At 65.4% G+C, this 26,959-nt stretch carries 21 protein-coding genes and 1 pseudogene; 6 read left to right on the top strand and 16 right to left on the bottom strand.

All coding sequences use genetic code 11. The annotated features are described in order from the left end of the window. Positions 1–14: 14 nt before the first annotated feature. From F0Q04_RS04655 to F0Q04_RS04635, 5 genes are all read right to left on the bottom strand, one after another. Complete coding sequence (locus tag F0Q04_RS04655; protein WP_182344714.1) at positions 15–1,247, bottom strand: M48 family metallopeptidase; 1,233 nt, start codon at positions 1,245–1,247, stop codon at positions 15–17. A 103-nt stretch (positions 1,248–1,350) separates the two neighbouring features. After that, the gene (gene gorA, locus F0Q04_RS04650; protein ID WP_182344712.1) at positions 1,351–2,751 is read right to left on the bottom strand and encodes a glutathione-disulfide reductase; all 1,401 of its coding nucleotides are present in this window, start codon (positions 2,749–2,751) and stop codon (positions 1,351–1,353) included. Positions 2,752–2,923: 172 nt separating this feature from the next. Then, on the bottom strand, positions 2,924–3,988 hold the full coding sequence (gene fba, locus F0Q04_RS04645) for a class II fructose-bisphosphate aldolase (protein ID WP_182344709.1): 1,065 nt from the start codon (positions 3,986–3,988) through the stop codon (positions 2,924–2,926). 112 nt (positions 3,989–4,100) lie between these two features. After that, positions 4,101–5,450 (bottom strand): histidine kinase dimerization/phospho-acceptor domain-containing protein, encoded by a 1,350-nt coding sequence (locus F0Q04_RS04640; protein WP_182345548.1) that lies wholly within the window; start codon positions 5,448–5,450, stop codon positions 4,101–4,103. Between the two features lie 2 nt (positions 5,451–5,452). Beyond that, positions 5,453–6,154 carry a response regulator transcription factor gene (locus tag F0Q04_RS04635; RefSeq protein ID WP_182344707.1) on the bottom strand — a complete coding sequence of 234 codons (702 nt, stop codon included), beginning with the start codon at positions 6,152–6,154 and terminating at the stop codon, positions 5,453–5,455. Between the two features lie 99 nt (positions 6,155–6,253). Here F0Q04_RS04635 and F0Q04_RS04630 point away from each other — a divergent pair, with 99 nt between their 5' ends. Next, positions 6,254–6,961, top strand: coding sequence for a phosphatase PAP2 family protein (locus tag F0Q04_RS04630; protein ID WP_182344705.1), 708 nt, complete (start codon positions 6,254–6,256; stop codon positions 6,959–6,961). A 21-nt stretch (positions 6,962–6,982) separates the two neighbouring features. Here the strand turns inward: F0Q04_RS04630 and F0Q04_RS04625 are convergent, their stop codons facing one another. The 6 genes and pseudogenes from F0Q04_RS04625 to F0Q04_RS04600 form a co-directional block, all read right to left on the bottom strand. Further along, on the bottom strand, positions 6,983–8,203 hold the full coding sequence (locus F0Q04_RS04625) for a DUF1513 domain-containing protein (RefSeq protein ID WP_182344703.1): 1,221 nt from the start codon (positions 8,201–8,203) through the stop codon (positions 6,983–6,985). Between the two features lie 10 nt (positions 8,204–8,213). Then, complete coding sequence (locus F0Q04_RS04620; protein WP_182344700.1) at positions 8,214–9,299, bottom strand: imelysin family protein; 1,086 nt, start codon at positions 9,297–9,299, stop codon at positions 8,214–8,216. 80 nt (positions 9,300–9,379) lie between these two features. Beyond that, positions 9,380–10,927: pseudogene (locus F0Q04_RS04615) on the bottom strand (di-heme oxidoredictase family protein). 32 nt (positions 10,928–10,959) lie between these two features. Next, complete coding sequence (locus F0Q04_RS04610; RefSeq protein ID WP_232539500.1) at positions 10,960–12,162, bottom strand: imelysin family protein; 1,203 nt, start codon at positions 12,160–12,162, stop codon at positions 10,960–10,962. 353 nt (positions 12,163–12,515) lie between these two features. Continuing rightward, positions 12,516–13,961, bottom strand: a complete 1,446-nt coding sequence (pyk, locus tag F0Q04_RS04605) for a pyruvate kinase (protein ID WP_116926105.1) — start codon at positions 13,959–13,961, stop codon at positions 12,516–12,518. 211 nt (positions 13,962–14,172) lie between these two features. Beyond that, positions 14,173–15,615, bottom strand: a complete 1,443-nt coding sequence (locus tag F0Q04_RS04600) for an aminopeptidase P N-terminal domain-containing protein (protein WP_182344698.1) — start codon at positions 15,613–15,615, stop codon at positions 14,173–14,175. A 104-nt stretch (positions 15,616–15,719) separates the two neighbouring features. On the opposite strand from F0Q04_RS04600, the gene F0Q04_RS04595 reads away from it, so the two are divergent. The 3 genes from F0Q04_RS04595 (at position 15,720) to mnmA (ending at position 20,096) form a co-directional block, all read left to right on the top strand. Next, on the top strand, positions 15,720–16,223 hold the full coding sequence (locus F0Q04_RS04595) for an NUDIX hydrolase (protein WP_116926103.1): 504 nt from the start codon (positions 15,720–15,722) through the stop codon (positions 16,221–16,223). A 151-nt stretch (positions 16,224–16,374) separates the two neighbouring features. Further along, on the top strand, positions 16,375–18,843 hold the full coding sequence (locus tag F0Q04_RS04590; RefSeq protein ID WP_116926102.1) for a penicillin acylase family protein: 2,469 nt from the start codon (positions 16,375–16,377) through the stop codon (positions 18,841–18,843). A gap of 125 nt (positions 18,844–18,968) precedes the next feature. Continuing rightward, entirely contained in the window at positions 18,969–20,096 is a 1,128-nt protein-coding gene (mnmA, locus tag F0Q04_RS04585) for a tRNA 2-thiouridine(34) synthase MnmA (RefSeq protein ID WP_182344696.1), read from the top strand. A 4-nt stretch (positions 20,097–20,100) separates the two neighbouring features. Here mnmA and F0Q04_RS04580 read toward each other — a convergent pair whose 3' ends face one another. From F0Q04_RS04580 to F0Q04_RS04565, 4 genes are all read right to left on the bottom strand, one after another. Beyond that, the gene (locus tag F0Q04_RS04580) at positions 20,101–21,438 is read right to left on the bottom strand and encodes a hypothetical protein (protein ID WP_116926101.1); all 1,338 of its coding nucleotides are present in this window, start codon (positions 21,436–21,438) and stop codon (positions 20,101–20,103) included. Positions 21,439–21,570: 132 nt separating this feature from the next. After that, positions 21,571–23,085 (bottom strand): rhomboid family protein, encoded by a 1,515-nt coding sequence (locus F0Q04_RS04575; protein WP_182344694.1) that lies wholly within the window; start codon positions 23,083–23,085, stop codon positions 21,571–21,573. 48 nt (positions 23,086–23,133) lie between these two features. Continuing rightward, a complete protein-coding gene (locus F0Q04_RS04570) occupies positions 23,134–23,613 on the bottom strand; it encodes a YbaK/prolyl-tRNA synthetase associated domain-containing protein (RefSeq protein ID WP_182344692.1) in 480 nt (159 codons plus the stop codon). Next, positions 23,610–24,374, bottom strand: a complete 765-nt coding sequence (locus F0Q04_RS04565) for a transporter substrate-binding domain-containing protein (protein ID WP_182344690.1) — start codon at positions 24,372–24,374, stop codon at positions 23,610–23,612. Before F0Q04_RS04565 ends, F0Q04_RS04570 begins: the two co-directional genes overlap by 4 nt. Positions 24,375–24,703: 329 nt before the next feature. Between F0Q04_RS04565 and F0Q04_RS04560 the strand changes: the two genes are divergently transcribed. Together F0Q04_RS04560 and F0Q04_RS04555 are read left to right on the top strand one after the other, a co-directional pair. Beyond that, entirely contained in the window at positions 24,704–25,264 is a 561-nt protein-coding gene (locus tag F0Q04_RS04560) for a TetR/AcrR family transcriptional regulator (RefSeq protein WP_116926099.1), read from the top strand. Positions 25,265–25,303: 39 nt separating this feature from the next. Further along, a complete protein-coding gene (locus F0Q04_RS04555; RefSeq protein WP_182344688.1) occupies positions 25,304–25,774 on the top strand; it encodes a DUF417 family protein in 471 nt (156 codons plus the stop codon). A gap of 442 nt (positions 25,775–26,216) precedes the next feature. Here F0Q04_RS04555 and ssb read toward each other — a convergent pair whose 3' ends face one another. Then, positions 26,217–26,807: a single-stranded DNA-binding protein gene (ssb, locus tag F0Q04_RS04550; protein ID WP_182344686.1), complete on the bottom strand. Its 591-nt coding sequence runs from the start codon at positions 26,805–26,807 to the stop codon at positions 26,217–26,219. Between the last annotated feature and the right edge of the window lie 152 nt (positions 26,808–26,959).

Below are 26,959 nucleotides of genomic sequence, written 5' to 3'. Positions count from 1 at the left end.
TGTATCCAAATGCATCACTTGCTCTGGCAACTGGCCGGCAGATACTGTTGCGCCGCACCATCGGCGCTGCAATGCCAGATCACCTTGCCGCCCTCGCCCTGCATGGGCTGCATCTGCAACTGGCCATGGAGGGTCAGCGCAGTCAGCGACATATCGTCGCTGTCATACATCAGCCGGCCTTCCTGCTGCGGCGACACACCTGCATCGGCCAGCGAATCCGGCACTTCTTCATAGGTCTGGTAGTAGCGCGACAGCGCCTGGCGTACCGGCTCGGCCTGGCTCCATTCCTTCTCGAAGGCTTCCTTACCCTTTTGCGACTGCATGCCTTGCATCAGCATCTGGCTGAAGGCACCGCCCCCGGCTCCACCCTTGAGCGCCGGGATCGCGACGGCGGCCGCGATACCGATGATCGCGATCACCATCAACAAGCCCACGGCCCCGCCGCCTGCCCGGCCGCCATAGGGCACAAACAGCGCAAACAGGTAAGAGAAGGGATTGCGGCCCGGCATCTTGATGCCGGGGCTGATCATGCGCGCCACGCGCTTGGTCAGCCAGGGGTAGCCGCCCAGCAGCTCATGCAGATCGGGGAAGAAGCCCCGGTTCGTCATGGTCTGACGCGCATACTGCACCAGGTTGATGGTCTTCCACTTCTGCGCGCCAGCGGCCAGCACCGACAGCGCGCGGCCGGCCGATTCCGAGCCTTCGCAGCAGGCGCGGCCATGCAGGTCGCAGGTGTACTCCTGAGCGCGCGCATAGGCCGCACCAATCAGCGGCAGCCACAGCACCGGCATGCGCCAGAAATGGCCGGTCAAATGGCCTTGCTTGATATGGCCCAGCTCATGGCCAAAGTAGAAGTTGATGCCATCGGGCAGCGCACGCATCGCATCCACCGTGTCGCTCAGCACAATGACAAAGTTGCGGCCCAGAAAGCGGGTGGCAAAGGCATTCATCAGGCCGTCGCCTTGCAGCAGATAGGCCTCGGGCGGGTCGACCAGCTCGAGCTTTTTGCAGCACTGCAGGTACTGCAGGTAGAGCTCGGGAAACTGCTCGTCCGACAGCCGCACGGCAGTGCCGCGCAGCCAGGCAATCAAGGCAGACTGGGCAAAGAGATAAAAAATGAAAGCGATGAGCAGGTAGATCAGTACCGTGCCCACGGTCATCAGCAAGATGGCCAACCATGCCAGCAAGCCCAAAACCAGCGTGATGGCGCCCAGGGTCCGCTCCCGCGGATACACCCACTCCTTCATATGTATCTCCTCTGTAAAGAGCGCGTATCATGCCCGAGACACGCGGCCTTTATAGAGAGAATTTATAAGATGTTGCAAAGCAGCAACTACCGCGTTCTGATGCTTACATGCGGCTTACTTCGCGCAAGGTGACCAGCTCTTCGGCCATCGTCGGATGGATGCCAATCGTCTGGTCAAACAGCGCCTTGGTGGCACCAGCTTTGATCGCCACCGCAAAGCCCTGGGTGATCTCGGCCGCATCGGCGCCCACGACATGCAGGCCCAGCACCTTGTCGCTGGCGTCATCCACGACCAGCTTGACCAGGCAGCGCTCGCTGCGGCCCGACAAGGTGTGGCGCAGCGGTTTGAAATCACTGCGGTAGATGCGCACCGCCCCATGGCGCTCACGGGCCTGGGCCTCGGTCAGGCCCACGGTGCCGATCTGTGGATGGGTGAACACCGCCGTGGGGATGTTGTCGTAGTCCATCACGCGCGCGGCCTTGCCGGCCTCGGGGCCCCAGAGGTGGTCTACCCAGGCCATCGCTTCGGCCAGGGCCACTGGCGTCAGCTCCATGCGCCCCACTACATCGCCCAGCGCATGCACGCTGGGCTGGGCAGTGGCCAGCTGCGCATCGACGACGATGGCGCCGCTTTTGTCCAGCGCAATGCCCAGCGCCTCCAGCCCCAGGCCGCTGACGTTGGCCTTGCGGCCCGTGGCATACAGCACCTGATCGGCCTTCAGCTCCGACCCATCGGCCAGGGTCAATGTGCGCTCGCCGCTGGCTGCATCGCAGGTGATCTCTTTCACTTCGGTCTTCAGGCGCAGGTCCACGCCGCTCTTGCGAAGCTCTTCGGCGACAAAGCTGCGCACCTCGTCGTCAAAGCCGCGCAGGATCTGGTCACCCCGGTGCAGCAGGCTCACCTGCACGCCCAGGCCATGGAAGATGCTGGCCATCTCGCAGCCGATATAGCCGCCGCCCACGACCACCAGCCGGCGCGGCAGCTCGGCCAGGTCAAACATCTCGTCCGAGACGATCACATGCGCGCTGCCCGGCAGATCGGGGCGCACCGGCGTGCCGCCGGTGGCGATCAGGATATGGGCCGCGGTCAAGGTGCGCACATCGGCGCCATCGGCAGAGACCACCACGGTGTGGGCATCGGCGAGCCGCCCCTGGCCGGCAATGCGCTCCACATTCGCGTTGCGCATCAGGCCCTCGTAGATGCCATTGAGCCGGGAGATCTCCTGCGCGCGCGCTGCTTTGAGCGCCTGCCAGTCCAGCGCAATCGCCTGGGGCATTTGCCAGCCGTAACCGCGCGCCTCTGCAAAGGCCTCGGCATAGCCAGCGGCATAGCTGTAGAGTTTTTTGGGGATGCAGCCGACGTTGACGCAAGTGCCACCCATGGCCTTGGACTCCACCACCGCCACCTTGGCGCCCCGTGCTGCCGCCATGCGGGCTGCCCGCACCCCCCCCGATCCGCCGCCAATCACCACCAGATCCAGATCCCAGGAATGGCTTGTCTGCATGCTTTGCGCTCCTTTGTTTGCTATGCAAAGCATTGTGCAAAAAACACCGGGCGCAGTGCGCGTGTGCGGTTATCGCCGCATCGCTTAGGCAAAAAGCAAAAGCCTGCAACGCGCAAGCGATTGCAGGCTTTGGGGCCATCCAGCGCCCAAGGCACTGGCAGGGCAGGCAGATTTACTTGACCAGTTGGGCCAGGTCGCCAGCGCTGTACTTCTTGGCCATTTGCTCCAGGCTGTAGCCCTTGATCTTGCCGCCCTGGCCTTCGCAGCCAAACTCGATGTAGCGGGCCTTGCACACTTGCTTGGCGGCTTCACGGGCGGGCTTGAGCCATTCGCGGGCGTCGAACTTGTCGGGGTTCTCGGCTAGGAACTTGCGCACCGCGCCGGTCATCGCCAGGCGGATGTCGGTGTCGATATTGATCTTGCGCACGCCGTACTTGATGGCTTCCTGGATCTCTTCGACGGGCACGCCGTAGGTTTCCTTCATCTTGCCGCCGTACTGGTTGATGATGGCCAGCAGTTCCTGGGGCACGGACGAGGAGCCATGCATCACCAGGTGGGTGTTGGGGATGCGGGCATGGATTTCCTTGACACGAGAGATCGCCAGGATGTCGCCCGTGGGCTTGCGGCTGAACTTGTAGGCGCCATGGCTGGTGCCGATGGCGATCGCCAGCGCGTCCAGTTGCGTGGCCTTGACGAACAGGGCTGCTTCTTCGGGGTCGGTCAGCATCTGACTGTGGTCCAGCTTGCCTTCGGCGCCAATGCCGTCTTCTTCTCCAGCTTCACCGGTTTCCAGGTTGCCCAGGCAGCCCAGTTCGCCTTCGACGGTGGCACCGATCTGGTGGGCCATCGCAACGACCTTCTGGGTCACATCGACGTTGTAGTCAAAGGACGAGGGGGTCTTGCCGTCGCTCATCAGCGAGCCGTCCATCATCACCGAGCCAAAGCCCAGGTTCAGCGCGCCCTGGCAGATCTCGGGCGTGGTGCCGTGGTCCTGGTGCATCACCAGCGGGATGTGCGGGTACATCTCGGCGGCGGCCTGGATCAGGTGCTTGATGAAGGGCTCACCGGCGTACTTGCGCGCGCCGGCGCTGGCCTGCAGGATCACGGGCGCGCCGACTTCGTCTGCCGCCGACATCACGGCCTGGACTTGTTCCAGGTTGTTGACGTTAAAGGCAGGGATGCCGTAGCCATTTTCGGCAGCATGGTCGAGCATTTCGCGCATCGAGATCAAAGGCATGGTGGTCGGGTCCGTTCTAATGCAAAGAAAGAGTGCTGCAACCGCTGCTGCAACACCCTGGATTCATGTCTGCGGCATGGTAACCGCTTGGTAACTGCCTATTTTAGCAAGCTCAGGCCATCTGGGCGAGAGGCATACTGAGGCGGTAGCAAGTGGTATAGGGTGCCAGCGCCTCTAGCTGCTCGAAAGTGCCCCCGTGCAAAGCCATGATGCGCTGCACAATCTGGTGGCCCAGCTGCAGGCTGTCCACTGGCTCGGGCACGGCCTTCTCCTGCAGGCGGCCGCCATCATCACAGACCTGCAGCCAGCACTGCCCACCATCGCTGCCGCCCTGCACCTCGATCTGCGTGCCCTCGGGGGTGTGGCGCAGCGCGTTCTCGACCAAATTGCGCACGGCCACCTCCAGCAGCACGGCGTGGCCTTTCACCCACAGTTGCTCGGGCAGCTCCACCGCCACACTGCCCCCGCGCCGCCAGGCCGCCTGGGCGTATTCGGCCCCCACCGTGCGCGCCAGCTGCGCCAGGTCCACCGGCGCGGCCTGCTGGGTCAGCGCCACACGGCTGCTGCGGGCCAAGGCCAGAATCTGGTTGAGCACATGGCCAGCGCGCAGCGCGTCGGCATGCAGGCGCTGCACCGCCTGGGCCTGCTGGGCGGGGTCGAGCCCGCCTTGCAGCGACTGCGCATGCAAGCTGATCGAGGCCAGCGGCGTGCGCAGCTCATGCGCCACCTGGTTGGCCAAGGTGCGCTCGCGCTCCATCGCCTCATCATTGCGGTCCAGCAGGCGGTTGAACGCCAGGGTCACCGCCCGGAACTCCTGCCAGTTGTGGCCGGTAGACAGGCGCTGGCCCTGCTCGGGCTCGAGCTGCTCGACATCGCGCGAGAGCTGGGTCAGGGGTTTGAGGCCGGCGCGGATCGTCAGCCCCAGCACCAGGGTGACCACCGGCAGCAGCCACAGCCCGGGCAGAATCATCTGCCCGGCAATGTCATCGGCCAGGTCATCGCGCTCTTGCAGGTTGACCAGCACAGCGACCTTGCGCGTGTGCTCGGTGTTCCACTGCGTGAAGGTGCGCCAGACCTCGTGTTTGGGGCCTAGCTGCGCATCAAAAAAGCCACTGCGCCCATCGGCAAAATGCAGGTGCGGCGCACTGCCGACATTGAGCACCAGGTCGCCCTCGGCGCTCCAGACCTGCAGGCTCATCGACTGCTGGTAGTCATGCGCATGCAGCCCCGGCAGCGGCACGCGCTCGGTCGGCAGGCCCGGCGGGGTCTGCGCGTTGGAGGGGATATTGAGCACCAGCGCAGCAACGCCGGCCAGGTGCCCGTCGGTCAGCTCATCGGCCTCTTCAATACCGGTCTGGTAGGCCCAGTAGACAAAACTGGCCCAGACGACGACCAGCGCCGCCAGAATCCAGACCAGCAGCCGGGTGCGCAGCTGGGGCAGGCGCTGGGGCTTGGCCGCCAGGTTCACGATGCCTGGTCCTGGGGCATGAAGTAGCCCACGCCGCGCATGGTCAGGATGTAGTCGGCGCCGAGCTTTTTGCGCAGGTGGTGGATATGCACCTCCACCGCATTGCTCTCGACCGAGGCATCAAAGCTGTAGAGCTTTTCCTCCAACTGCTGACGCGACAGCACCCGGCCATGGGCCTGCAGCAGGATCAGCAAGATGGTGTAGGCCCGGGGTGAGAGCTCGACCCCTTCGCCCCCCAGGCGCACCTGGTGCAAGGCCGGGTCCAGCACCAGGTCGCGGTAGTGGATCAGCGGATTGGCGCGGCCCGCCGCGCGGCGCAGCAGCGCACGCAGCCGGGCCTGCAGCTCTTCGGCATCAAAGGGCTTGGAGAGGTAGTCGTCGGCGCCCAGGTCCAGGTTTTCAATGCGGTCATGCACGCCGTCGCGGGCGGTCAGCACGATGACCGGCGTGGCCGGATCGGGCAGGGTCTTGCGCAGGCCGGTGGGGGGCGGGGCATTGCGCAGCTGCTGCAACAAGCGCGAGCCATCGCCATCGGGCAGGCCCAGGTCCAGCAGCACCACATCAAAGCCCTCGGCCGTCAGCGCGCGCCAGGCCTCGGCCAGGCTGGGGCACCAGTCCACCGCATGGCCGCGCTGCTGCAGATTGGCTTTGAGGCCCTCTGCAATGCCGGCATCGTCTTCCACCATCAGTATGCGCATGGCTGGCATTGTGCATGACTTGGGTCGTTGCGCCTATGGCCTGCGCCCTGCACCCGGGACATTAAGAAGCCCTTAAGCCAGCCGCCGCAGCATCGCCAGATGCCTTCCTGCCTCCCTGCCTCGTTAGCCGATACACGCGCCCCCTTGTACAACCGCCGCTGGCTGCTGGCCACGGTACTCAGTTTTGTGCTGATCGCCCTGTGGGATGCCGGAGGCCAGGACCTGGCGCTGGCCCACCTCTGGGGCACGGCCCAGGGCTTTGCGCTGCGCGACGACCATTTTCTGGTCACCTATATGCACCAGGGCATGCGCAACCTGGGCTGGGTGGTCGTGCTGGCCTTGAGCCTGGGCGTCTGGATGCCCTTTGGCCTGCTGCGCAAGCTGCCTACCGCCAGGCGGGTGCAGCTGCTCGTCAGCATTCTGGCGGCTCTTGCGGTAGTGGCCATCCTCAAGCGCAGCAGCGCCACCAGCTGCCCCTGGGACCTGTCGGTCTTTGGCGGCGTGGCCGAGTATGTGTCGCACTGGCGCTGGGGGGTACATGATGGCGGCGCTGGTCGCTGCTTTCCGGCCGGCCATGCGGCGGCCGGTTTTTCCTTTGTCGGCGGCTATTTTGCGCTGGCGCGCGACACACCGCGCGCCGCGCGCTGGTGGCTGGCGGTGGCGCTGGTGATGGGCCTGCTGCTGGGCCTGGGCCAGCAGATGCGCGGCGCCCACTATATGAGCCACACCTTGTGGACCGCCTGGCTGTGCTGGACGGCCGGCCTGGCCATCGACATGGGCATGGCGCGCCGGCAGCGCAGCGCCTAAACCGCAGCTGGGCTCAGTCCCTTAGCCCACCAAGCGCCAGTGGTTGTCAAACATCAGTCCGGTCACCGTATCCAGCGCAGCCACCGCTTGCTCGCGGCTGCGGCTGCTGCGCTCGGTCACCCCATGGCCGCCGCCGGCCCATAGCCGCGCGCCATCGAGTGCCACAGGGCAGACATCGCCCTGAGGGCTGCTGCCCAGGTAGCGCGCCTGGGCATCAAACCAGGCCATGCAATCGGACTTGGGGCAGCTCACCACAAAGCCGCCTTGCGCCAGCGGCGCGCATTCCACGCTGCCGCCGTAGCCGGCCAGCGGCGGCTGGTCTTGCGCCAGCTGCAGGCGCTGGCCATCCCAGACGGCGAAGATGGGGGCGCTTTGGCGCCGTGCATCCTCATGCTCGGCCTGCAGCGCAATGCCCAGACGCTGGCGCGCGGCATCCCAGGCCAGGTGGCGGATCGACAGGCGCGGGTCGGGCAGCTTCCACTGGCCCAGCAGGCGGCCGTCAAAGGGGTGCAGCGCGACCAGCGACGGGTCCATGCTGTCCAGCCATTTCTTGCTGCGGCCCGTCTCGCTTTGCGTGGGGATGCCGCCATTGGCAACGACCAGGGTCCCGGCCGGCAGCTTGCCCAGCGCGGCGGGCAGCACCAGCAGCTCATGCGGGTCCATGCCATGGCTGCGCCATTCGGCCAGCTTCTCCAGGCTCGTGGCATCGCGCAGGCCTATGCAGCCCTGGCTGTCTTCCAGATCGGTTTCGGTGGTGAACAGCATCCCGCTACCGCCGGCGCCCGCTTGGGCCTGCCAGGCCTGCGCCGTCGCGGGGCCCGCCAGTGCCACATGGCCGTTAAAGCAGCGGTCCTCCTGCATCCAGGCCCATTGCAGCGCTCCTGTTTTGGGCTGCCAGCGCAGCAGCCAATCCCCGGGCCGGCGGGCGGCAAAGACCAGCTGACCACCGGGCAGTGTTTGCACGCCATGGCCACGGGTGGGCAGCTCGGTGCGCGCAGCAATGCGCCAGGCATGGCCGCCGCCGCTTTGCGGCAGCACTTCGAGCACACCGGCCCAGTCCTGCGCCATCGCACTGGCGCCATCGCGCCAGACTGCCGCCAGCCGGGTGACGCCCGGCGTGCTGCCCGCGTCTTTGGCAAAAGACAGTTCGGCCAGGCCCAGCGCGCCCATCGCCGAGGCACCCAGCCCGCGCAGCAGCGCTCGCCGGGGCAGGGATGTGGACAACAGCGCAGCGTCGGTCATGGCTGGTCGCTCAGTCGCCATCGCTGTCGCTAAAGCCCAGCGGAATATCGAGCGCCGGCGCCACCTCGGCCTGGTAGAGCGCCGTGATGCCCTTGAGCTTGGTGGCGAGCGCGAGGATCTCGGTGTTGGCCTGTGGCCCTTCCTTGGCAGGCGTCTTGCCAGGGGCCGGCATCGCAGCATCGACCACGCCAATCGCGTCGCGCCAGCGCTGGGCCAGGGCGATATGGCCCTTGCTGAGCAGCAGCGCTTCGATGGAGATCAGATCCTTGCCGGGCACCGGGGGCTGCTGGCGCTGCGCGGGGGTGAGCAAGGCCTGGGCATGCAGCGCCTGCCACTGGGTCTGCCACTCGCGCCAGTTGTCGGCCATCGCGATGCGGGCAAAGGCGGGCGCCTTGTTGCTGCCCTCGACCACCTTGACCGGCTTTTCCATCTGCGCCCAGCGCAGGCGCTCCAGCCCGCCCAGCCACTGGTTGACCCATTCCTCGATCGCCGCGCCCGTCTCCTTGGCCCCGGGGCTGGCTGCATCGTCGGGCTCGCTCTCCGAGCCTTCGACGCTCCAGGTCTTGCTGCGCAGGGGCTCGAACGCGGCCTGCAGGCTTTGGGCCTCGGCGCTGATCGCTTTGGCCACCTGCAGCGCAAAGGCGCATTCCGGGCTGGCTGGCTGCAGGCCCTGGCTCAGCAGCCAGTCCAGCGCACCAAAGCCCTTGGCGGGCGTGCCCACCAGCTCCATGTCGGCAGCGCTTTGCGGGCCTTTTTTGACGGCGCGGGTGATCAGCGCCGTGCGGATCGGCGTGAAATCAATCTGCCGCAGCGAGCGGCGCTCCACCAGGGGCCCCACGCTGGGCGTGGACAACTGCAGCCAGGCGGTATGGCTGCGCTGCCACTGGCCGCGCAACTCCGCCGCTGCGGTTTTGGCAGCCGCCGCCGGCCCGGCGCAGAAGCTGGCGAGCGCCTGGTCCTGCGCATTGGCGGCCTGGGTAAACGCCGCCGCACGGGCAGGCAGGTGCTGGCCATACAGGCTTTGCAGCGCCTGGGCAGCCGTGTAGTACGGCATGGGGGTGTCGGCCGCCTGCGCCAACGGGGCAGAACTGCCCATGGCGGCCAGGGCAACCAGAGCGCAAGCCCTGCCCCAGGATTGTGCGGCCTGGACGGGCCCCGTTTTCAAACCAACTTGCGTCATAGCGACTCCACAAACTTGACCAGGGCTTCACGCTCGGCGGCATCCATGTTCAGCACCTGCTGCTTGGCCTGCTCGGCCTCGCCGCCATGCCAGAGGATCGCTTCGAGCACGCCGCGCGCACGGCCGTCGTGCAGCAGGCGCTGGTGGCCGTTCACATCCTGAATCAGGCCAATGCCCCACAGCGGCGGTGTGCGCCACTGCTGGCCACTGGCCAGAAAGTCTGGCCGGCCATCGGCCAGCGCCGGGCCCATGTCATGCAGCAGCAGATCGGTATAGGGCCAGATCTTCTGGCCGGCAATGTTCTTGGCCGTCAGCCGTGGGAAGGGGCCGGGGCCGGTCACATAGCTGGGCTTGTGGCAGACGGCGCACTGCGCCTGGGCAAACAGGCGCTGGCCCAGCTTGACGGCCGAATCATTGATATTGCGGCGGGCCGCAGGCGCCAAGGTGGCCTGGTAGAAGATCACGTCGTCGAGCGTCTTGTCATCGATCTCGGGCGCATCGGCGCGCGCCTGGGCCGCCGTGCGGCCGGCGGTGGACTTGTCCAGACCGCCGCCATGCGGCGCGGCCAGGCAGTCTTTTTGCGCCGGGGTGCAGTTCTCGTTCGGGAAGATGCGCGAGGTGATGCCCATGTCGCCCGAGAATGCGTTGGCCGTCTGGTGCGCCACGCTGGGCGAGTTGGCCTTCCAGCCAAAGCGGCCAATCGCCTCGCGCTGGCCATAGGCATCCCAGACGCGGTTGGCCTGGCCCTTGATGGGGCCGGCCAGCGCCGCCTGCTCCCGCACATTGGCGAGGATGTCGGCCTCGGCAATCGCCTCAATCAGGCCCACACCCACCACCTGGGGCGCAATGCGCGGGCCGATCATCACATCCTTGGCCATGGGCCCATAGCCCAGGTCGGTCAGCTCGTAGCGGGGTTGGATCAATTCGTAGGGCGTGCCATCGGCAAAGCGGCCCTGGATGGGCGTGCCATGGATGCGCACGATGCCCTCGGGCTTGACGCCCTGCACCGCCGCATTGTTGAACTAGTCACCATAGGTCGGCTCGGGCACCACGCCGGCATGCGGATCGGCCTTGCCGGGCACCGACAGGCGGATCAGCAGCGCCACCGTGGGATCGGGATCGGGGCCCAAGGTGCGGTGGAACTCTGGCGGCTCACCGCGCCCGTCCATGATGTGGCAACCACCGCAGCTGCGTGCAATGAAATGCGGGCCCAGGCCATCGCGCAGCCGGGTCGAGGCCGGTGCCTCCACCCAGTTGCGCTTGAAAAAGGAATTGCCGATGACAAAGCGCGTGCGCTCTTCATCGGCGAGAGAGGCAAAAGGAAACGAGAACGCGTTCTTGCCGGTGGCAAACACCGTGGTGTCGCCGCCGGTCATCTCACTGGGGTCTTGCGCGGGCGCCGCTGCGGCGGGCTTTGCAGCCGCGCTGGTCTGCGCCGCGCTGGCCTCCGGCCGCAGGGCCACCGCCAAGGCGGTGGCCGCGCACAGACCCGCTGCTGCCCATGCCAGCCGCTGCACGCGGCCACCGGGCTTCTTGTCATTCATCTTCACAGACATAGTGCAGCAACGGTCCTTCGTCAGGGCTGGACCAGGGTCAGCTTGGTAATGCCGATGGCATTGGCCGCCTGCACCAGCAGCTTGGACTGCTCGGTGGCGCTGTCCACCGCCGCCTGGATGCGCTTGCGGCCAGGGGCGTCGGCGCCGCCAATGATTTCGCGGTCAAACGGTGCCTGGATGCCTTCGGTCGCCTTGACCGTGCTGGCAATCTGCGCACTGGTCTTGCCCGAGAGCTCAGCGTTCTTGGCCGCCACCAGCTCGGCCAGCGAGGCCACCTTCAAGGTCGTGCCATCGCGGCGCTTGTACTGGCCCAGCCAGACGTTCTGGATGCCAGTGGCATTGGCGACCATGTCGCGGTGGGTGTTGTCGGAGAAGCAGGAATGCTCGTCTTCCTGGTCCTGCGAGTTCAGCGGCACTTCCATGCGCTCGCCGGCCAGCTCGCCGCGCGAGAGCGAACCCAGGCCGATGATGATCTTGCGCACCGATTCCACACCACCCTTGTCGAACTGGGCGCGGTAGTTCTTCTGGCCCGGTGCCCAGGCCTTGGTGACGCCTGCCAGGTCGTCGATCAGCAGCTCGGTCACGACCTTCAGGTAGAGCCGGCGGCGGTCGGCGTTGGCGCGCTTGCCATCCACATAGTCTTCAAACGAGCGCTCGCCAGGGCCGGTGTCGGACAGGTCCTGGCCCCAGAGCAGGAACTCGATCGCATGCCAGCCAGTGGCAATGTTTTCCTCGCCACCGCGCTCGTTTTGCTTGGCCAGGTTGGCCTTGGTGATCTTGAACTTGGGGTCGTTGATAAAGCCGGAATTGGACTTGCCCTCGACATAGTCCACATAGGACTCGTCCATCGGCCAGGCATTGATCTGGCCTTCGGGGCCGTTCTCGTCGTCGATCGGGCCGCCGTAGAAGCGGAAGGCTTCCGTCTGGCCGTAGAACTCACGCGCGTCGAGCCAGCTTTTGCGCGCGGCTTCCAGCGTCTCCTTGGAGGGGGCCGCGAGCAAGGCGGCGATGGCCTTTTGCATGTCGCGTGCCGATGCGAGGCTGTCGCTGTAGTTGGCGTAGACCAATTCGCTGTAGCCCACCGCCACCGCACGGGCGTCCAGCTTGCTGGCCTTGGCGGCCGCCGTCTGTGCAAATGCCGGTGCAGCCACACCCGCGACTGCGCCCAAACCCAGGCCCAAGGCCATCCCCAACACCGAACGGCGTACTAGTCGTTGCGACATAGATTCCCTCTTCCAAAAAAACAGGCAGGCACAGCGGCGCTGTGCTGCTCAACAACAAGGGCTTGGCTGGGCTGCTCGGTGCGTGCGTGTTGTGAATTCTTATCGCAGCAGCTTGGCTAGGTGATCGAAGGCCAGGATTGTAAATGCCGGTATGCCCCTGTCTCGGGAGCAAAACCGCCTGGCTTCGAATGGATTCAGCGCAGTCCTTTGATCCGCACGGACGTGCAGGCAGGCTCGCTGAGCGCCATAGTATCGCTGCAGTCTAAAATCCGCACAAAATTGGACGGATCTACAGCTGCAAAAAAGGGGCGCTCGCGAGCGCCCCTGGTGTGTCGGTGCAAGAGCGTTGTGCGTTACACCACGCGGCTGATCTTCATCATATTGGTGCCGCCGGGCGAGCCCATCGGCTCGCCGCAGGTGATCGCATAGATATCGCCGCTTTGCACAATGTCGCGCGCCTTCAGGTGCACCTCAGCCTGGGCCAGCGCGGTGTCGCGGTCGGCGCTGGTGTCCATCAGCAAGGGGCGCACATTGCGGTACAGCGCCATCTTGCGCTGCGTGGCCACCTTGGGCGTCAGCGCGTAGATGGGGATCTGGGTGCGGTGGCGGCTCATCCACAGCGCCGTCGAGCCGCTGTCCGTCATCGCCACCAGGGCCTTGGCGCCCAGGTGGGTGGCGGTGAACAGCGCGCCCAGCGCAATGCTCTGGTCGATGCGCTGGAAGGTCTTGCCGACAAAGTCGGTGTCCACATCCCAGTCGGCCGAAGCCTCGGCCTGCGCGCAGATGTCGACCATCTCCAGCACGGTCTCGAGCGGGAACTTGCCAGCGGCGGTCTCGGCGCTCAGCATCACCGCATCGGTGCCGTCGAGCACCGCATTGGCCACGTCGCTCACCTCGGCGCGGGTGGGCACCGGGTTGGTGATCATGCTCTCCATCATCTGCGTGGCAGTAATGACGACCTTGTCCATCTCGCGCGCCATGCGGATCATCTTCTTTTGCAGTGCCGGCACGGCCGCATGGCCCACTTCGACGGCCAGGTCGCCACGCGCGACCATGATGCCGTCAGACACGCGCAGGATGTCTTCGAGGTGCGGAATGGCTTCGGCGCGCTCGATCTTGGCAATCAGGCCGGGGCGGTGGCGGTACTCGGCCGCCGCCACCATGCACAGCTGGCGCGCCATTTCCATGTCGGTGGCGGTCTTGGGAAAGCTGACGGCCACATAGTCGGCCTGGAAGCTCATCGCGGTCTTGATGTCATCCATATCCTTGGCCGTCAGCGCCGGCGCGGTGAGGCCGCCGCCCTTTTTGTTGATGCCCTTGTTGTTGGACAGCTCGCCGCCCAGCTTGACGGTGGTGTGCACGGCATCGCCCCGAACCGCGTCCACCGTCAGCACGATCAGGCCGTCGTTGAGCAGCAGCACATCGCCGGGCTTCACATCGCGCGGCAGCTCCTTGTAGTCCAGGCCCACGCCCTGCAGGTCACCGGGCTCCTGGCGCGAGGCATCAAGCACAAACCGGGCACCGGGCTCGAGCATCACCTTGCCTTCGGCAAACTTGCCAACGCGGATCTTGGGGCCTTGCAGGTCGGCCATGATCGCCACCTCGCGGCCGGCGCGCTGCGCGGCCTCACGCACCATGCGGGCGCGGTCCACATGGTCCTGCGCCTTGCCATGGCTGAAGTTCAGCCGCACCACGTTGACCCCCGCGCGGATCATCTCTTCGAGCAGGGCCGGCTCGCTGGAGGCTGGCCCCAGCGTGGCAACAATCTTGGTGGCGCGGCGGATCTTGGGCGAAATCATGGGCAGGTCCCCTGTGTCTTTGTCTCAAAAGTGGGGCCGGCTCCGTCACCAGATGCCGACCCGATGTAATTCAGTTCCATTCTGACATGAGAAACGTGCACAGGGAGTTACATCGCGGTTTCATTCGATGTGCGCTTGCACAATCGCGCGGCCCATAAAAAACACCTGCAAGGCGCTTGGCCGGGCAGGTGTTGGATGAGCACAGGTCGGATCAGGCCAGATCAGCGGGCCGGGGCGCGCCCTCGCGCATCAGCGCCTCGATCTCGTCGGCCTTCACCGGCACACCGCGCGTGAGCAGCTCGCAGCCGTCGTCGGTGATCAGCGCGTCGTCTTCGATGCGGATGCCGATGTTGTGGAAGGCTTCGGGAACGCCGTCGGCCGGGCGCACATAGATGCCCGGCTCGATCGTGGTCAGCATGCCGGGGCGCAGGATGCGGCTGGGGCGGTTGAGGATCAGCTCGCCCGAGAGCGGATCGCGCCGCTCACTGGTGTGGCCGAGCTCGCTGGGCTCGATGTAGCTGCCGCAGTCATGCACGTCCATGCCCATCCAGTGGCCGGTGCGGTGCATGTAGAACTGGAAGTAGCTGCGGTTGTCGATGACATCCTGCACGCTGCCGACCTTGTTCTTGTCGAGCAGGCCCAGATCGAGCATGCCCTGGGCCAGCACGGCGACGGTGGCGTCATGCATGTCGTTGAAGCGCTTGCCGGGCCGGGCCAGCGCAATGGCGGCATCCTGGCTGGCGAGCACCAGGTCGTACAGATCGCGCTGCGGGCCGGTGAACTGGCCGTTGGCCGGGAAGGTGCGGGTGATGTCGCTGGCATAGCCATCGAGCTCGCAACCGGCATCGATCAGCACCAGCTCGCCGCTGCGGATGGGCGCGGCATCGGCGCGGTAGTGCAGCACACAGGCATTGGCGCCGGCGGCCACGATCGAGCCATAGGCCGGGCACTGCGAGCCGTATTCGCGGAAGGCCTGCAGCAGCTCGGCATCGAGGTGGTATTCGCGCACGTCCTGCCCGGCGCGAACCATGCGCGCTGAGCGCTGCATCGCCAGGATATGGGCGCGGGCGCTGATGTCTCCTGCGCGGCGCAGAATCGGCACCTCGTGCGCATCCTTGAACAAACGCATCTCATCGAGCACGGTGCACAGGTCGCGCTGCTGCTCGGGCACCAGCGCGCCATAGCGGGTGCGGGCGCGCACGCCGTTGAGCCATTGGGCCACCGTGCTCTCGAGCCCCTGGTGGATCGCAAACGGGTACCAGACCACGCTGCGGTTTTCCAGCATCTTGGGCATGCGGGCCGCCTGCTCGGCCACCGAATAGGCCTCGCTCACGCCCAGCGCCGCGACTGCGGCCTCGGGCCCCAGCCGGTAGCCGTCCCAGATCTCGCGCGCCAGGTCCTTGGGTGCGCAAAACAAGGTGGTCTTGCCATCAGCGGTGATCACCAGGCTGGCGTTGGGCTCGCTGAAACCGGTCAGGTAGTAGAAATAGCTGTCGTGGCGGTACAGAAAGTCACTGTCGCGGTTGCGCGCGCGCTCGGGCGCGGTGGGGATGATGGCGATCCCGCCCTCGCCCAGCTGGCGCGCGACCTGGGCGCGGCGCTCGGCATAGACGGACTGTGCGGGAATGGCTGGGGTGGGGGCGGGTGCTTGCATGCTGCTATCGTACTGCAGAGCTTTGCCTGTGGTGGTGATTGCAACAGCATGACAAGCCCTTGACGCTCTTTTTATGATTTCAGCGACTTGGCACATAATGCCGCATGCCCCACCGCTGGAAACCCAACGTCACCGTGGCCGCCGTCATTGAGCGCGATGGCCGATTTTTGCTGGTAGAGGAAGACACCTCGGACGGCATCCGCCTGAACAACCCGGCGGGCCATCTGGACCCTGGCGAATCCCCCATCCAGGCCTGTGTGCGCGAAGTGCTCGAAGAGACGGCCTTTGACTTCAAGCCCTCGGCCCTGCTGGGCATCTACATGAACCGCTTTGTGCGCAGCAAAAGCGGCGCGGACACCACCTATATGCGTTTTGCCTTTACCGGCACCGTCGGCGCGTTCTACGAAAACCAGCCGCTCGACGAAGGCATACGCCGCACCGTCTGGATGACCGCCGAAGAAATGCGCGCCGAGGCCCACCAGATGCGCAGCCCGCTGGTGCTGCAGTCGCTGGACGACTACCTGGCCGGCCAGCGCTTTGCGCTGAACCTGATCTACACCGATGTTTCCGTGCTGGTGCAGCCAGACGGTGTGAGACCGCTCGAATAGGCGCGCATCCACGACAAGCCCATGGCTCACCACCATGGGCTTTGTTTTTGGGCGGCGCGCAGTCTCCCTGGGCACCGCTTGGCGCTAACGCGATTGCGCGCAGCGGGCAAGCATGGCAATGTGCATCCACACCATAACGAGGAGACACACCATGCCACACCGCGACGCCTGTCGTTTTGCCAACCGTCTGGCCTTGCCGCTGGCCGCTGCGCTGCTTGCAGCCGGCTGCAGCTCGCTGGGCACGCCGCCCACCCGCCAGCACAGCGCCAGGATTGCCGGGCTGGAAAAGCCCGCCGAGGTGCTGGTCGACCAGTGGGGCGTGCCGCATATCTACGCGGGCACCACCTATGACGCCTTTGTGGTGCAAGGCTATATGGCCGCACGCGACCGGCTCTGGCAGATGGACCTGTGGCGCAAGCGCGGCCTGGGCCAGATGGCCCAGGACTTTGGCCCGGCCTGGGTCGAGAGCGACAAGGCGGCGCGCGCGGTGCTGTTTCGTGGCGACATGTACCGCGAATGGCTGGCTTATGGCTCGGACTCCAAGCGCGTGGCCGAGGCCTTTGTGGCCGGGGTGAATGCCTTTGTTGCCCAGACGAAGGCCGACCCCGGCCTGCTGCCCGAAGAGTTCAAGCTGCTGGGCTACCAGCCCGCGCAGTGGGCCGCAGAAGACACGGTGCGCATCCGCCACCATGGCCTGACCCTGAACTTTACTGGCGAGGTGGACCGCGCCCAGGCCTTTTGCGAAGGCAAGCACAACGGCGCCCGCGTGGACTGGCTGCGCCGCGAGCTGGTGCCCGATGTGAAGCCGCAGGTCCCGCCAGGGCTGGAGGTCTGTGGCCTACCTGGCAAGGAGCTCAAGCGCGCCTATGCGCTGGCCACCGCCAGCCCACGCTTTACCAAGGAGAACGTCAAGGTGTCGGTGCAGGACATGGCACCCGAGCAGCTGCTGGCGCTGTCCGAATCGACACTGAACCAGCCCGATGCCAACACCTTGGCCAGCTACGGCAGCAACAACTGGACGATTGCGCCGGGCATGACCACCACCGGCCGGCCGATTCTGGCCAATGACCCGCACCGCGCCCATGGCGCGCCCAGCCTGCGCTATATCTCGCACATCTCGGCCCCTGGCATGGATGTGATCGGCGCCGGTGAGCCGTTTCTGCCCGGCATCTCCATCGGCCACAACGGCCGCATCGCCTTTGGCCTGACGCGCTTTTACATGGACCAGGAAGACCTGTATGTGTACGAAACCAACCCGCAAAACAGCAAGGAGTACAAGTACCAGGGCCGCTGGGAGCCGATGACCCGCGTCACGGAGAGCATTGCCGTCAAGGGCGCGGCCCAGCCGGTCATCGTCGAGAACTGGTACACCCGCCACGGCCCGGTGCTGGCCGCCGAAGGCAACAAGGCCTATGCGCTGCGCGCCGCCTGGCTGGACCTGGGCATGGCGCCCTATTTCGGCTCGATGGACTACATGCGCGCGCAGGACTTTGACCAGTTCCGCGCAGCGATGAACCGCTGGGGTGCACCGGGCGAGAACCAGGTCTATGCCGACAGCAGCGGCAATATCGGCTGGATCCCGGGCGGGCTCACCCCCATCCGCCCCAACTGGGACGGGCTGATGCCGGTGCCCGGCGATGGCCGCTTTGAATGGACCGGCTACCGCAATGGCGACGAGCTGCCCTGGGAGTTCAACCCCCAGCGCGGCTATGTGGTGACCGCCAACGAAAACAATGTGCCACCCACGCACCCGCTCTACCAAAAAGGCATTGGCTACGAATGGTCCGACTCGGCCCGCGCGCAGCGCCTGCATGGCCTGTTTCAAAAGGCTGCCAAGGACGGCAAGAAGCTCAGCGTCGCCGACTCCGAAGCCTGGCAGACCGACATCGTGGCCGTACCGGCCCAGCGCCTGCTCAAGCTGCTGGCACCGCTGCAAAGCAACGATGCCCAGACCGCCCAGGGACTGGCACTGCTGCAGGGCTGGGACGGCACCATGGCCAAGGACAGCGCCGCCGCTGCGCTCTATGAGGTGTGGAGCAATGCCAGCTTGAAAAAAGCGCTGACCGACCAGGTGCTGGCCGCCAACGAGCGCAGCTTTGCCAAGGAGACCAGTGCCACCCGCATGATCGCGGTGCTGGAGCAGCCCCAAGGCTGGATGAGCGAGACCGAGCGCGACCAGGTGCTGCTCTCGTCCATCGCCCCGGCGATGCAATGGCTGCAGGCCAAGCTGGGGGCCGATGCCAAGAGCTGGACCTGGGGCAGCCTGCACCAGGCGATCTTTGTGCACCCGCTCGCCGGTGTGGTGGACAGCGCGACCAAGCAAAAGCTCAATGTCGGCGTGGGCGGCATCGGCGGCTCCTGGGCCACGCCCATGGCCACCAGCTACAACGTGGACACCTACCAGCTGACCTCGGGCGCGTCCTTCCGCATGGTGGTCGATGTGGGCAACTGGGATGCCTCGCGCGTGGTCAACACGCCCGGCCAATCGGGCAACCCGGCCAGCCCCCACTACCGCGACCTGGCCAACACCTGGGCGGCAGGCCAGTACTTTCCGCTGACCTACTCGCGCAGCGCGGTGGAGAAAGCCACCCGCGAGCGCATTGCGCTGACGCCTCAATAAGCCCGGCGGGCAGCGCCTGCTGGGGACCTTGGGCGCTTATCGGCGCTGTTGGTCGCCGTTGGGCGACAAAACGCCACATAGCCCTAGCGAAGCAGGCGCCTGCCGCCAGGCGGATAATTGCGCCCATGGTTAAACAGCGCATCGTAGTGGGGCTGAGTGGCGGCGTGGATTCGGCCGTCACCGCGTATTTGCTCAAAAAACAGGGGCACGAGGTCGTCGGCATCTTCATGAAGAACTGGGAAGATGACGACGACAGCGAGTATTGCTCGTCGAACATCGACTTTGTCGATGCCGCAGCCGTGGCCGACGTGGTGGGCATCGAGATCGAACACGTCAACTTTGCCGCCGACTACAAGGACCGGGTGTTTGCCGAGTTTCTGCGCGAATACCAGGCCGGCCGCACGCCCAACCCCGATGTGCTGTGCAATGCCGAGATCAAGTTCAAGGCCTTTTTGGACCATGCCATGCGCCTGGGTGCCGAAAAGATCGCCACCGGCCACTACGCCCGCGTGCGCCAGAACCCCGATACCCAGCTGTTCGAGCTGCTCAAGGGCCTGGACCCGGCCAAGGACCAGAGCTATTTTCTGCACCGTCTGAACCAGGCGCAGCTGTCCAAGGCGCTGTTCCCGGTCGGTGAGCTGAAAAAGACCGAGGTGCGCCGCATTGCCGAAGAGATCGGCCTGCCCAATGCCAAGAAAAAGGACTCGACCGGTATCTGCTTTATCGGCGAGCGCCCTTTCCGCGATTTTCTCAACCGCTACATCAGCAAGGAACCGGGCCTGATCCTGGACGACCGCAACCGCAAGCTGGGCAAGCATGTGGGCCTGTCGTTCTACACCTTGGGCCAGCGCTCGGGCCTGGGCATTGGCGGCGTGAAGGAAAAAGGCGCAGCGCGGGGCGCCGGCGAGCATGCGCCGTGGTTTGTGGCGCGCAAGGAGCTGGACAAGAACATCCTGCGCGTGGTGCAAGGCCATGACCACCCCTGGCTGCTGTCGCAGGCGCTGGACGCCGACAACACGAGCTGGGTGGCTGGCCACCCGCCCGCTGCTGGCACCTATGGCTCCAAAACCCGCTACCGCCAGCCCGACTCGCCCGCGATCATCGGCGCCGATGCGACGCCCGCGCATTTCCACCTCGATTTTCCCGAGGCGCAATGGGCGGTGACGCCAGGCCAATCGGCCGTGCTGTATGACGGCGAGGTCTGCCTGGGCGGCGGCATCATCGCCAGAGTGGCGCCCTCGGCGGCCGCTTAAATAGTCAAGCAGGTGCGCCAGGCGCCTGCGCTGCCCCCGGCAACTCATCGCGCAAGATCCAGGCCGCCTCCTGCGTGCAGGCATGCGCGGGGTAGCGGATCTTCATGCGCATGAACACGCGCACCGCCTGGTCCGGCTTGTTGGCGCCTTGCTTGAGCACGCGCACCGTCAGCTCCAGCGCCTGGGGCACCAGATCGCTGCCGGCATAGGCTTTCTCAAAACCATGGAGCAGGGCCAGCGTATGGGGCAGCTGCATGCGCTTCCAGGCCGTCTGCGCCAGCGCCAGCGTGTGGCGGGCCTCCTTCAGCCGAAAGCCCTTGTCGCGCTTGTAGCAACTGCCCCAGACCTCCAGCGCATCGCTGCTGCGCTGCTTTTGCAGCAGCAGTGCGATATAGCTTTGCGCATGGCGCGCCAGCTCACCCGCCTTGTCGCTGAGCTTGAGCACGCGGTGGTAGCGGCGCTGGTCGGCCAGGCTATCGGGCTCGCTGCGCTGCCACTCGCGCGCTTCGGCCAGGGCGGCGTTCATGTCGCCGTTCTGCACCAGCTGGGCCACCTGGGCATCGCGGCGCTGGGCCAGCGCGGTCTGCGGGTCAACCACGGGCGCGCCCGCTTCGGCCTGCGGCGCCTTGTCCGGCGTGATGCCCAGCGCCGCATGGTTCTGGTACATCACATAGCCGATCATCGCGGCGATCACGCCGTTGAAATAGATCACGACAAAGGCCAGCAAAGGCGCGAGCAGCGCCTGGGGCATCACCGTGACCAGGAGCGCAAAGGCCATCGGCACCCCCTGCATCAGCAAAAACAGAAACAGGCACAGCAGGCCATAGGGCAGACCGATGGCACCCATGGTGCCCAGCAGCATGAAGGGGTTGATGGCAGCGCGCAGGCTGCCGCTGGTGATCAGCACCATCAAGGTGGCGGGGATCAGAAAGGACGAGAGCAGATCGCCCAGCGCCGCCAGTCCCGGGCTGACCCGGGCGAGCATGCCGATCAGAAAGCCATGCACCAGCAGCACGCCAAAGAACTTCCAGGGCAGCACCTTGAGGTCGGCATCGCAAGGGTAGTCATCGTAGTCATTGCTGTCGAGCACGCCGTGCGAGGCATAGGCCGCTATCTTGAACGCATGCCGGCTGATCGCCAGCAGCAGGCCCACCGCAACGACCAGACCGATCAATAGGCCCCACATCAGCATATAGGCGCACAGCGACAGCACCAGCGCATACAGCAGCGGCTTGCGCTGCAGCGGAAACAGGAAAAAGCTGTTGAGCTTGCGCCAGAAAGGCTCGATCACCCATTGGGCTCTGTCAACGTCGTCTTGCTGTGGTGAACGCAGTGGGCCCATGGCCAGCCTTTCTGTCTGCCGCCCTCACTGGCGCAGCTTGGCAGCGATCATAAGGCATGGCTTCACGAAAACTTTACATGGAGCTGACGCGCCAGGGTGTTGGCCACTGCCGCCCAGGCACTCGACCCGCGTTCAGGTGCTGGCCTGGCTCAGCCAGCGCGTGACCGGCTCTTGCGGTGCGGCGCGCTGCAGCGCCGGCAGCCAGCGCCGGGCCTCGTCCAGCCGGCCGGCCTTGGCCAGACCATTGGCCACCAGCGCCAAGGTGGCAGGCCAGTGCGGGTGGTCGGCAGCGCTTTCCAGCTGCTGGCAGATGGTTTGGGCGTCGTCCCATGCACCCAGCCGCACAAAGCTGCGCGCCAGTGCGTGCAGGCTGTTGTCGCTGATGCGCGGGGCGGGCCGGGCGCGGTCCATATAGGTTTGCCAGCTGTGGTGCTGCAGTTGGCGCAGCGCTTCTGTGTTGGCCGGCAGCTTGAAGATGGCGCGAGCGGCGCGGTGGAAATCCTCACTCGCCGGCGCATGGCGGGCACTCTCGAACCAGGCGCGCAAGATGGCGGCATCGGTCGGTGCCAGCTTGGCGGCCTGGCGCCAAGCGGGTGCGGCCAGCTCAAAGGCCAGCGCATCGGTGTGCTTTTGCGCGCGCTGCACGGCGGCGGCCAGCGCGGCGCTCTGGGCCTGGGCCTGCTGCTTGTCTCGGGCCGCCACCTCCACCACCGACTCCTTGCGCCGCAGCTGCAGGTAGAGAGCCATCAGCAGGCCGCCGGCCAGCAAGCCGCCAAAGTGCGCCATATAGGCCACGCCCTGCTGCCCTAAAAAGTGCTGTGCCAGTTCAAAACCCATCCACACCGGCAGCACCACCAGCGCCGGCCAGGTGGCATAGTTGAAGTAGAAGGCCAGCATGTAGAAAAAGCGGATGCGCCGCATGCGGTAGAGCACCACATACATGGCCATCAGCCCGGCAATCGCGCCCGACGCGCCCAGCCCATAGCTGCCCGAGCCCGCATAGAACAGGCCCGCAAACAGCGAGGCGCTGACACCGGCGACGAGATAAAAGCACAGGTAGAGCCCGGCGCCCAGCGCCATCTCCAGCGTGAACCCGAAGAGAAACAGGAACACCATATTGCCCAGCAGGTGGCCGGTGCTGCCGTGCAAGAAGGTGGAGGTCAGCGCCTGCAGCGGCTGCAGCCCGGCGCCGGCCTCATAGCTCATCGCCCAGCGCGACGTAAAAGGCTTGGGCTCCAGCGGCGCAAAGCGGGCGCGGGCGGCCTGCCAGTCGGCATACAGCGGATCGGCCGCCGTGATCACCTCACCGGCCAGCAGCTGGCGGCGAAAACGCCCCTCCTGCTGCATCAGCATATAGATTTGGCCGTAGTCCTGGTTTTTTTGCAGGCCCTGCACCATGCGCACCATCTGGGGCTGGATGCGGCTGTCCGGCTTGCGGCTTTGTGCGTCGAGGTACTTCACAAAGGCCGGCACCTCAATCGCCGGTAGTGCCGTATGCGCATAGGTTTTGGATGCGCGCTCTGCCGCCCGCTCCTCACCCCCTTGCCAGACCCAGAACACCAGGCAATTGATCGCGATCAGCAGCACCGTCATCCACGGCGGTGACTGCCAGGAGGGCTTGTTTTCCAGAGGGATGGCGATAAACATGGCGACTATTGTGCAGTCGCCATGCCTGCGCGGTGTTGGATTTTTGCCTTAGCCAGCAGGGGCGCAGATGCGGTGCAGCGCCGGTTGGGCAATACGCACATAGTCCTGCGCGTTGAGCACCATCGAGCGGTCCAGCCGCCCGGCATTGAAGGCAATCTCGGCATGGCGCTCCACCAGGTCCGGGTCCACCACCAAGGCCACCTGCGGGCCCGGGCTGAAGGGTGGAATGGCGCCAATCACGCAACCGGTCCGCTCCGTCGCCTCTTCCGCGCTGGCCATCGTCATCTTGGGCAGGCCGAGCGCGGTAGCCAGCAGGCGAAAGTCCAGCTTCTGATCACCCGGCAGCACGGCCAGCACCCAGTGCCCGGCATTGCGGGTCTTGCACAGCATGGCCTTGGCACCCTGGCCCGGCGTCGTGCCCCGGATGCGCGCCACCTCGTCGGATTTACCCTCGGCCGGGTGCTCCAGCACCCGAAAGCGGGCACCCTCGCCGTCCAGCAGCTGCTGCAGATGGTCAAACACGCTCATGGCTGCACTCCGGGCGCGACCACCGCGCCTGGCACCTGGTGCTGCGCCAGCGCCTGGGCCACAAAACCGCTGGCCTTGGCGTCTTCCACAAAGGCGGCCAGCCACTGGATAGCGGCCTCGCCCCGGCTCTTGGGCAGGCCCATGGCCTGCTGGATCAGCATGAAATGCCCGGGCAGCAGGCGCAGACCGGCATGGCTGGCCACCGCCGCCTCCAGCTGCACCTTGACGCCTGCGGCCACGTCTCCCTGGGGTTGCAGATAGACATCGATGACCGCCGGCGAGGTGGGCGCCCGCAGGATGCGCGCGTGTTTCAGCGCCCGGCTCAGGTAGAGGTCATAGGCGCTGCCCTGGCCCACCACCACTTCGTGCTCGGCCACATCCACCTGCGCGTTGTCGCTCAGCGCCGAATCGCTGCGCACCATGTAGGCGCCTTCGATCAGCACATAGGGGGCGGAAAAACCGATGCCCGCGCCCCGCACCGGGTCCACGGCGAAAAAGCCGACATCGGCCTGGCCCTGGGTGACAGCATCGACCGAATGGGCGGCCGCCTCAAACAGCTGCAGGTCCAGCGGCAGACCCAGTTGGGCCGCCATGCGCGCTGCCAGATCGACGGAGACGCCTGCGGCCGAGCCATCGGCCCTTTTGTGCGCCAGCACCGGGTTGCCGACATTGATGGCGGCACGCAGGCGGCCGCTGGGCGCGATGAGGGATGCGATCTTGGAGCTATCCAAGGTATTGGCAGTATCGGTGCTCGGAGTCATGGCCGCTTTCATGCAAGGTGGTACAAAGGGCATGCCGTCAGCTGCGCCCTTATCCAGGGCGGCACGGGAACCATCACAGGTCTGCCGGGCCGGCATTGTGCGCGGCGCGTTCTGCGCCCATGCCGCATTCTCTACCGGCGGCAAAGCCGCAGTGGGCACTGGCCTTTTGCGCCAAAACCGCTGGCCCCGCCGATCCTGCAGCGCACCCGGCACGCATGCCGCGGGTCATGCCGGCTGCTGGATTTACGCTTTGAATCATATGGCAACTTGGCAACCTACCTTCTAGTAGGTATAGTCAAAAACCATCACCCAATACAGAATCATTGACGATGTCTACCCGCGAAAAAATCATCCTTCTCAGCAACCACTTGATCCAGCAGCGTGGCTTCCAGGGCTTCAGCTATGCCGATCTGGAGGCGGGTATTGGCATTCGCAAAGCCAGTATTCACCATCATTTCCCTAGCAAAACAGACCTGGGCATTGCCTACTGTGACTACAAACGGGCCGATTTCAAAGCCCTGGAGGCAGCGCTGCAAAAGCTGCCCGCCGGTGTGCCGCAACTCCAGGCCTATCTGAATGCCTTTGCAGATTGCGCGGCGCAGGGGCAAATGTGCGGTGTCTACGCGATGCTGTCGGACAGCCACCTGTTTTCGCCCGCACTGCAAACGGCGGTCTACCAGCTGGCACAGACCGAGCAACAGCTGCTGCAAGACATTCTGGTCGCGGGCCAGCACCAGGCAGCCCTGCATTTTGCACAGCCCCCGGCAGAGCTGGCCATGGTGGTGAGCTCTGCGATCAAGGGCGCGCTACTGCTCAACCGCATCCCGCCCCATGGGGCCTATGACCGTGCCGCCAAAGCCATTGTCGACTGGCTGAGCACCGCCCCATGACATCCGCATCCCAGCCATTTTTTTAACCAGGAGACCCCCATGAAAAATACCATCCATCGCTTTATTCACTCCGATACCGATATCGCTGTGCTGCGCGTCTCGGTGATCTTTATTTTTGCGCTGTTCGGCACCTTCAAATGGTTTGATTTTGAGGTCGCCGAGTTGGAGCCCCTGATCTCGAGCACCTGGCTCAGCTTTCTCTACACGCTCTTCGGTGTGCACGGGGGCAGCTACTTTCTGGGCGTGGTGGAGACCTTGGCGTTTCTGGCACTGGTGGTCGGCTTCAAAAAACCTGCTTTGGGTGTCGTGGGCGCCCTGATCGTCATCGTCACCGGCATCACCACCTTGAGCCTGCTGCCCCAGCTGTCCACGCTGGACGGTTTCATCGTCAAGGACGTGCTGCTGATTGGCGCCGGCGTTGTGCTGCTCAAGTTCGATCTGCGGCGCCAGCTGAACACGCCAGAAGCGAGCGCAAACGGCAGCGCTGCACCGATGGCGACGGTCCGCTGAGAACCTGTTCAATGTCTCCTCGCGCCGCGACAGTGTCTTTGCGGGATGGGACGCGAGGGGGGCGCCCAGCCGCGCAACACCGCAGCAATAGCCCATCTATTGCGAGGATTTGCAACAACGCAGACCGCCCCTGCCCGGGCGGCCCTAGCCGGGCGCCCCTTCCCGGGCAGCGCAAAGCCACTGTCCCTACGGGTTGGAGTGAAATCGGGCGATTTCTGCGCGCTGGCCCTGGCTTGCACCCCGGTGCAAGCTGCGCTCCATCCCTTCGAACTCATCCCGATTGCACTCCAACGCGGCTGCGTAGAGACTTTGAACAGGTTCTAGGAACCGGTTCAAAGGCGGTGCGCCGCCAGCCGTGCCAGCCTTGCGCGGCCATTAAAAAAAGCCCCTGGCTCTCGGGAGCCAGGGGCTTTCGCAATACAAAAAATGCGTTGATGGCGAATTAGAACGGAATATCGTCGTCCATATCGTCAAAGCCCGAAGCGGCGCGTGGGGCTGGCGCAGGCATAGGTGCCGGTGCTGGACGGGGAGGCGGCGCCTGGCGGGGCGCAGCGGCCGGAGCCATTGCCGGTGCCGGTGCACGGCGCTGGTAGTTGCCAGCGGGGGCGCCGCCGCCACCGCCCTGGTCGCCGTAGCCGCTGTCGCCATAGCCGTAGTCATCGCCACCGCCTTGGCCGCCTGGGCTGCCCTGGCCTTGGCGGCTGCCCAGCATCTGCATCGAGTCAGCGCGGATTTCCGTCGCATAGCGCTCCTGGCCGGTGGCTTGGTCGGTCCACTTGCGGGTGCGCAGGCTGCCTTCCACATAGACTTGGCTGCCCTTGCGCAGGTACTGGCCGACGATTTCAGCCAGACGGCCATTGAACACCACACGGTGCCACTCGGTGGCTTCCTTGTTCTCACCGCTGTTCTTGTCGCGCCAGCGGTCGGTGGTGGCGATAGTGACGTTGGCCACCTGGTCGCCCGAGGGGAAGGTGCGGATTTCAGGGTCGCGGCCGAGGTTGCCGACGATGATGACTTTGTTGACGGATGCCATGGTAGAGGTAGTTCCTTTGAAAAATGGGCGCCTACTATGCGTTGGCAGTGTTGCAGGCATTGCAGCCTTCAAAGCGCCCATCACTGAGATTCAGGGGCGTATCCTACCCCAAAGCGGCCGGTCCTTCTCTGCGGGTGGCCGCAGATCCTGCA

Origin of the sequence: Comamonas koreensis, assembly GCF_014076495.1 — a bacterium.
Lineage (GTDB): Bacteria > Pseudomonadota > Gammaproteobacteria > Burkholderiales > Burkholderiaceae_C > Comamonas > Comamonas squillarum.
Note: the sequence above shows the minus strand (reverse complement) of the source record. Positions and strands in the feature narration are given on the sequence as shown.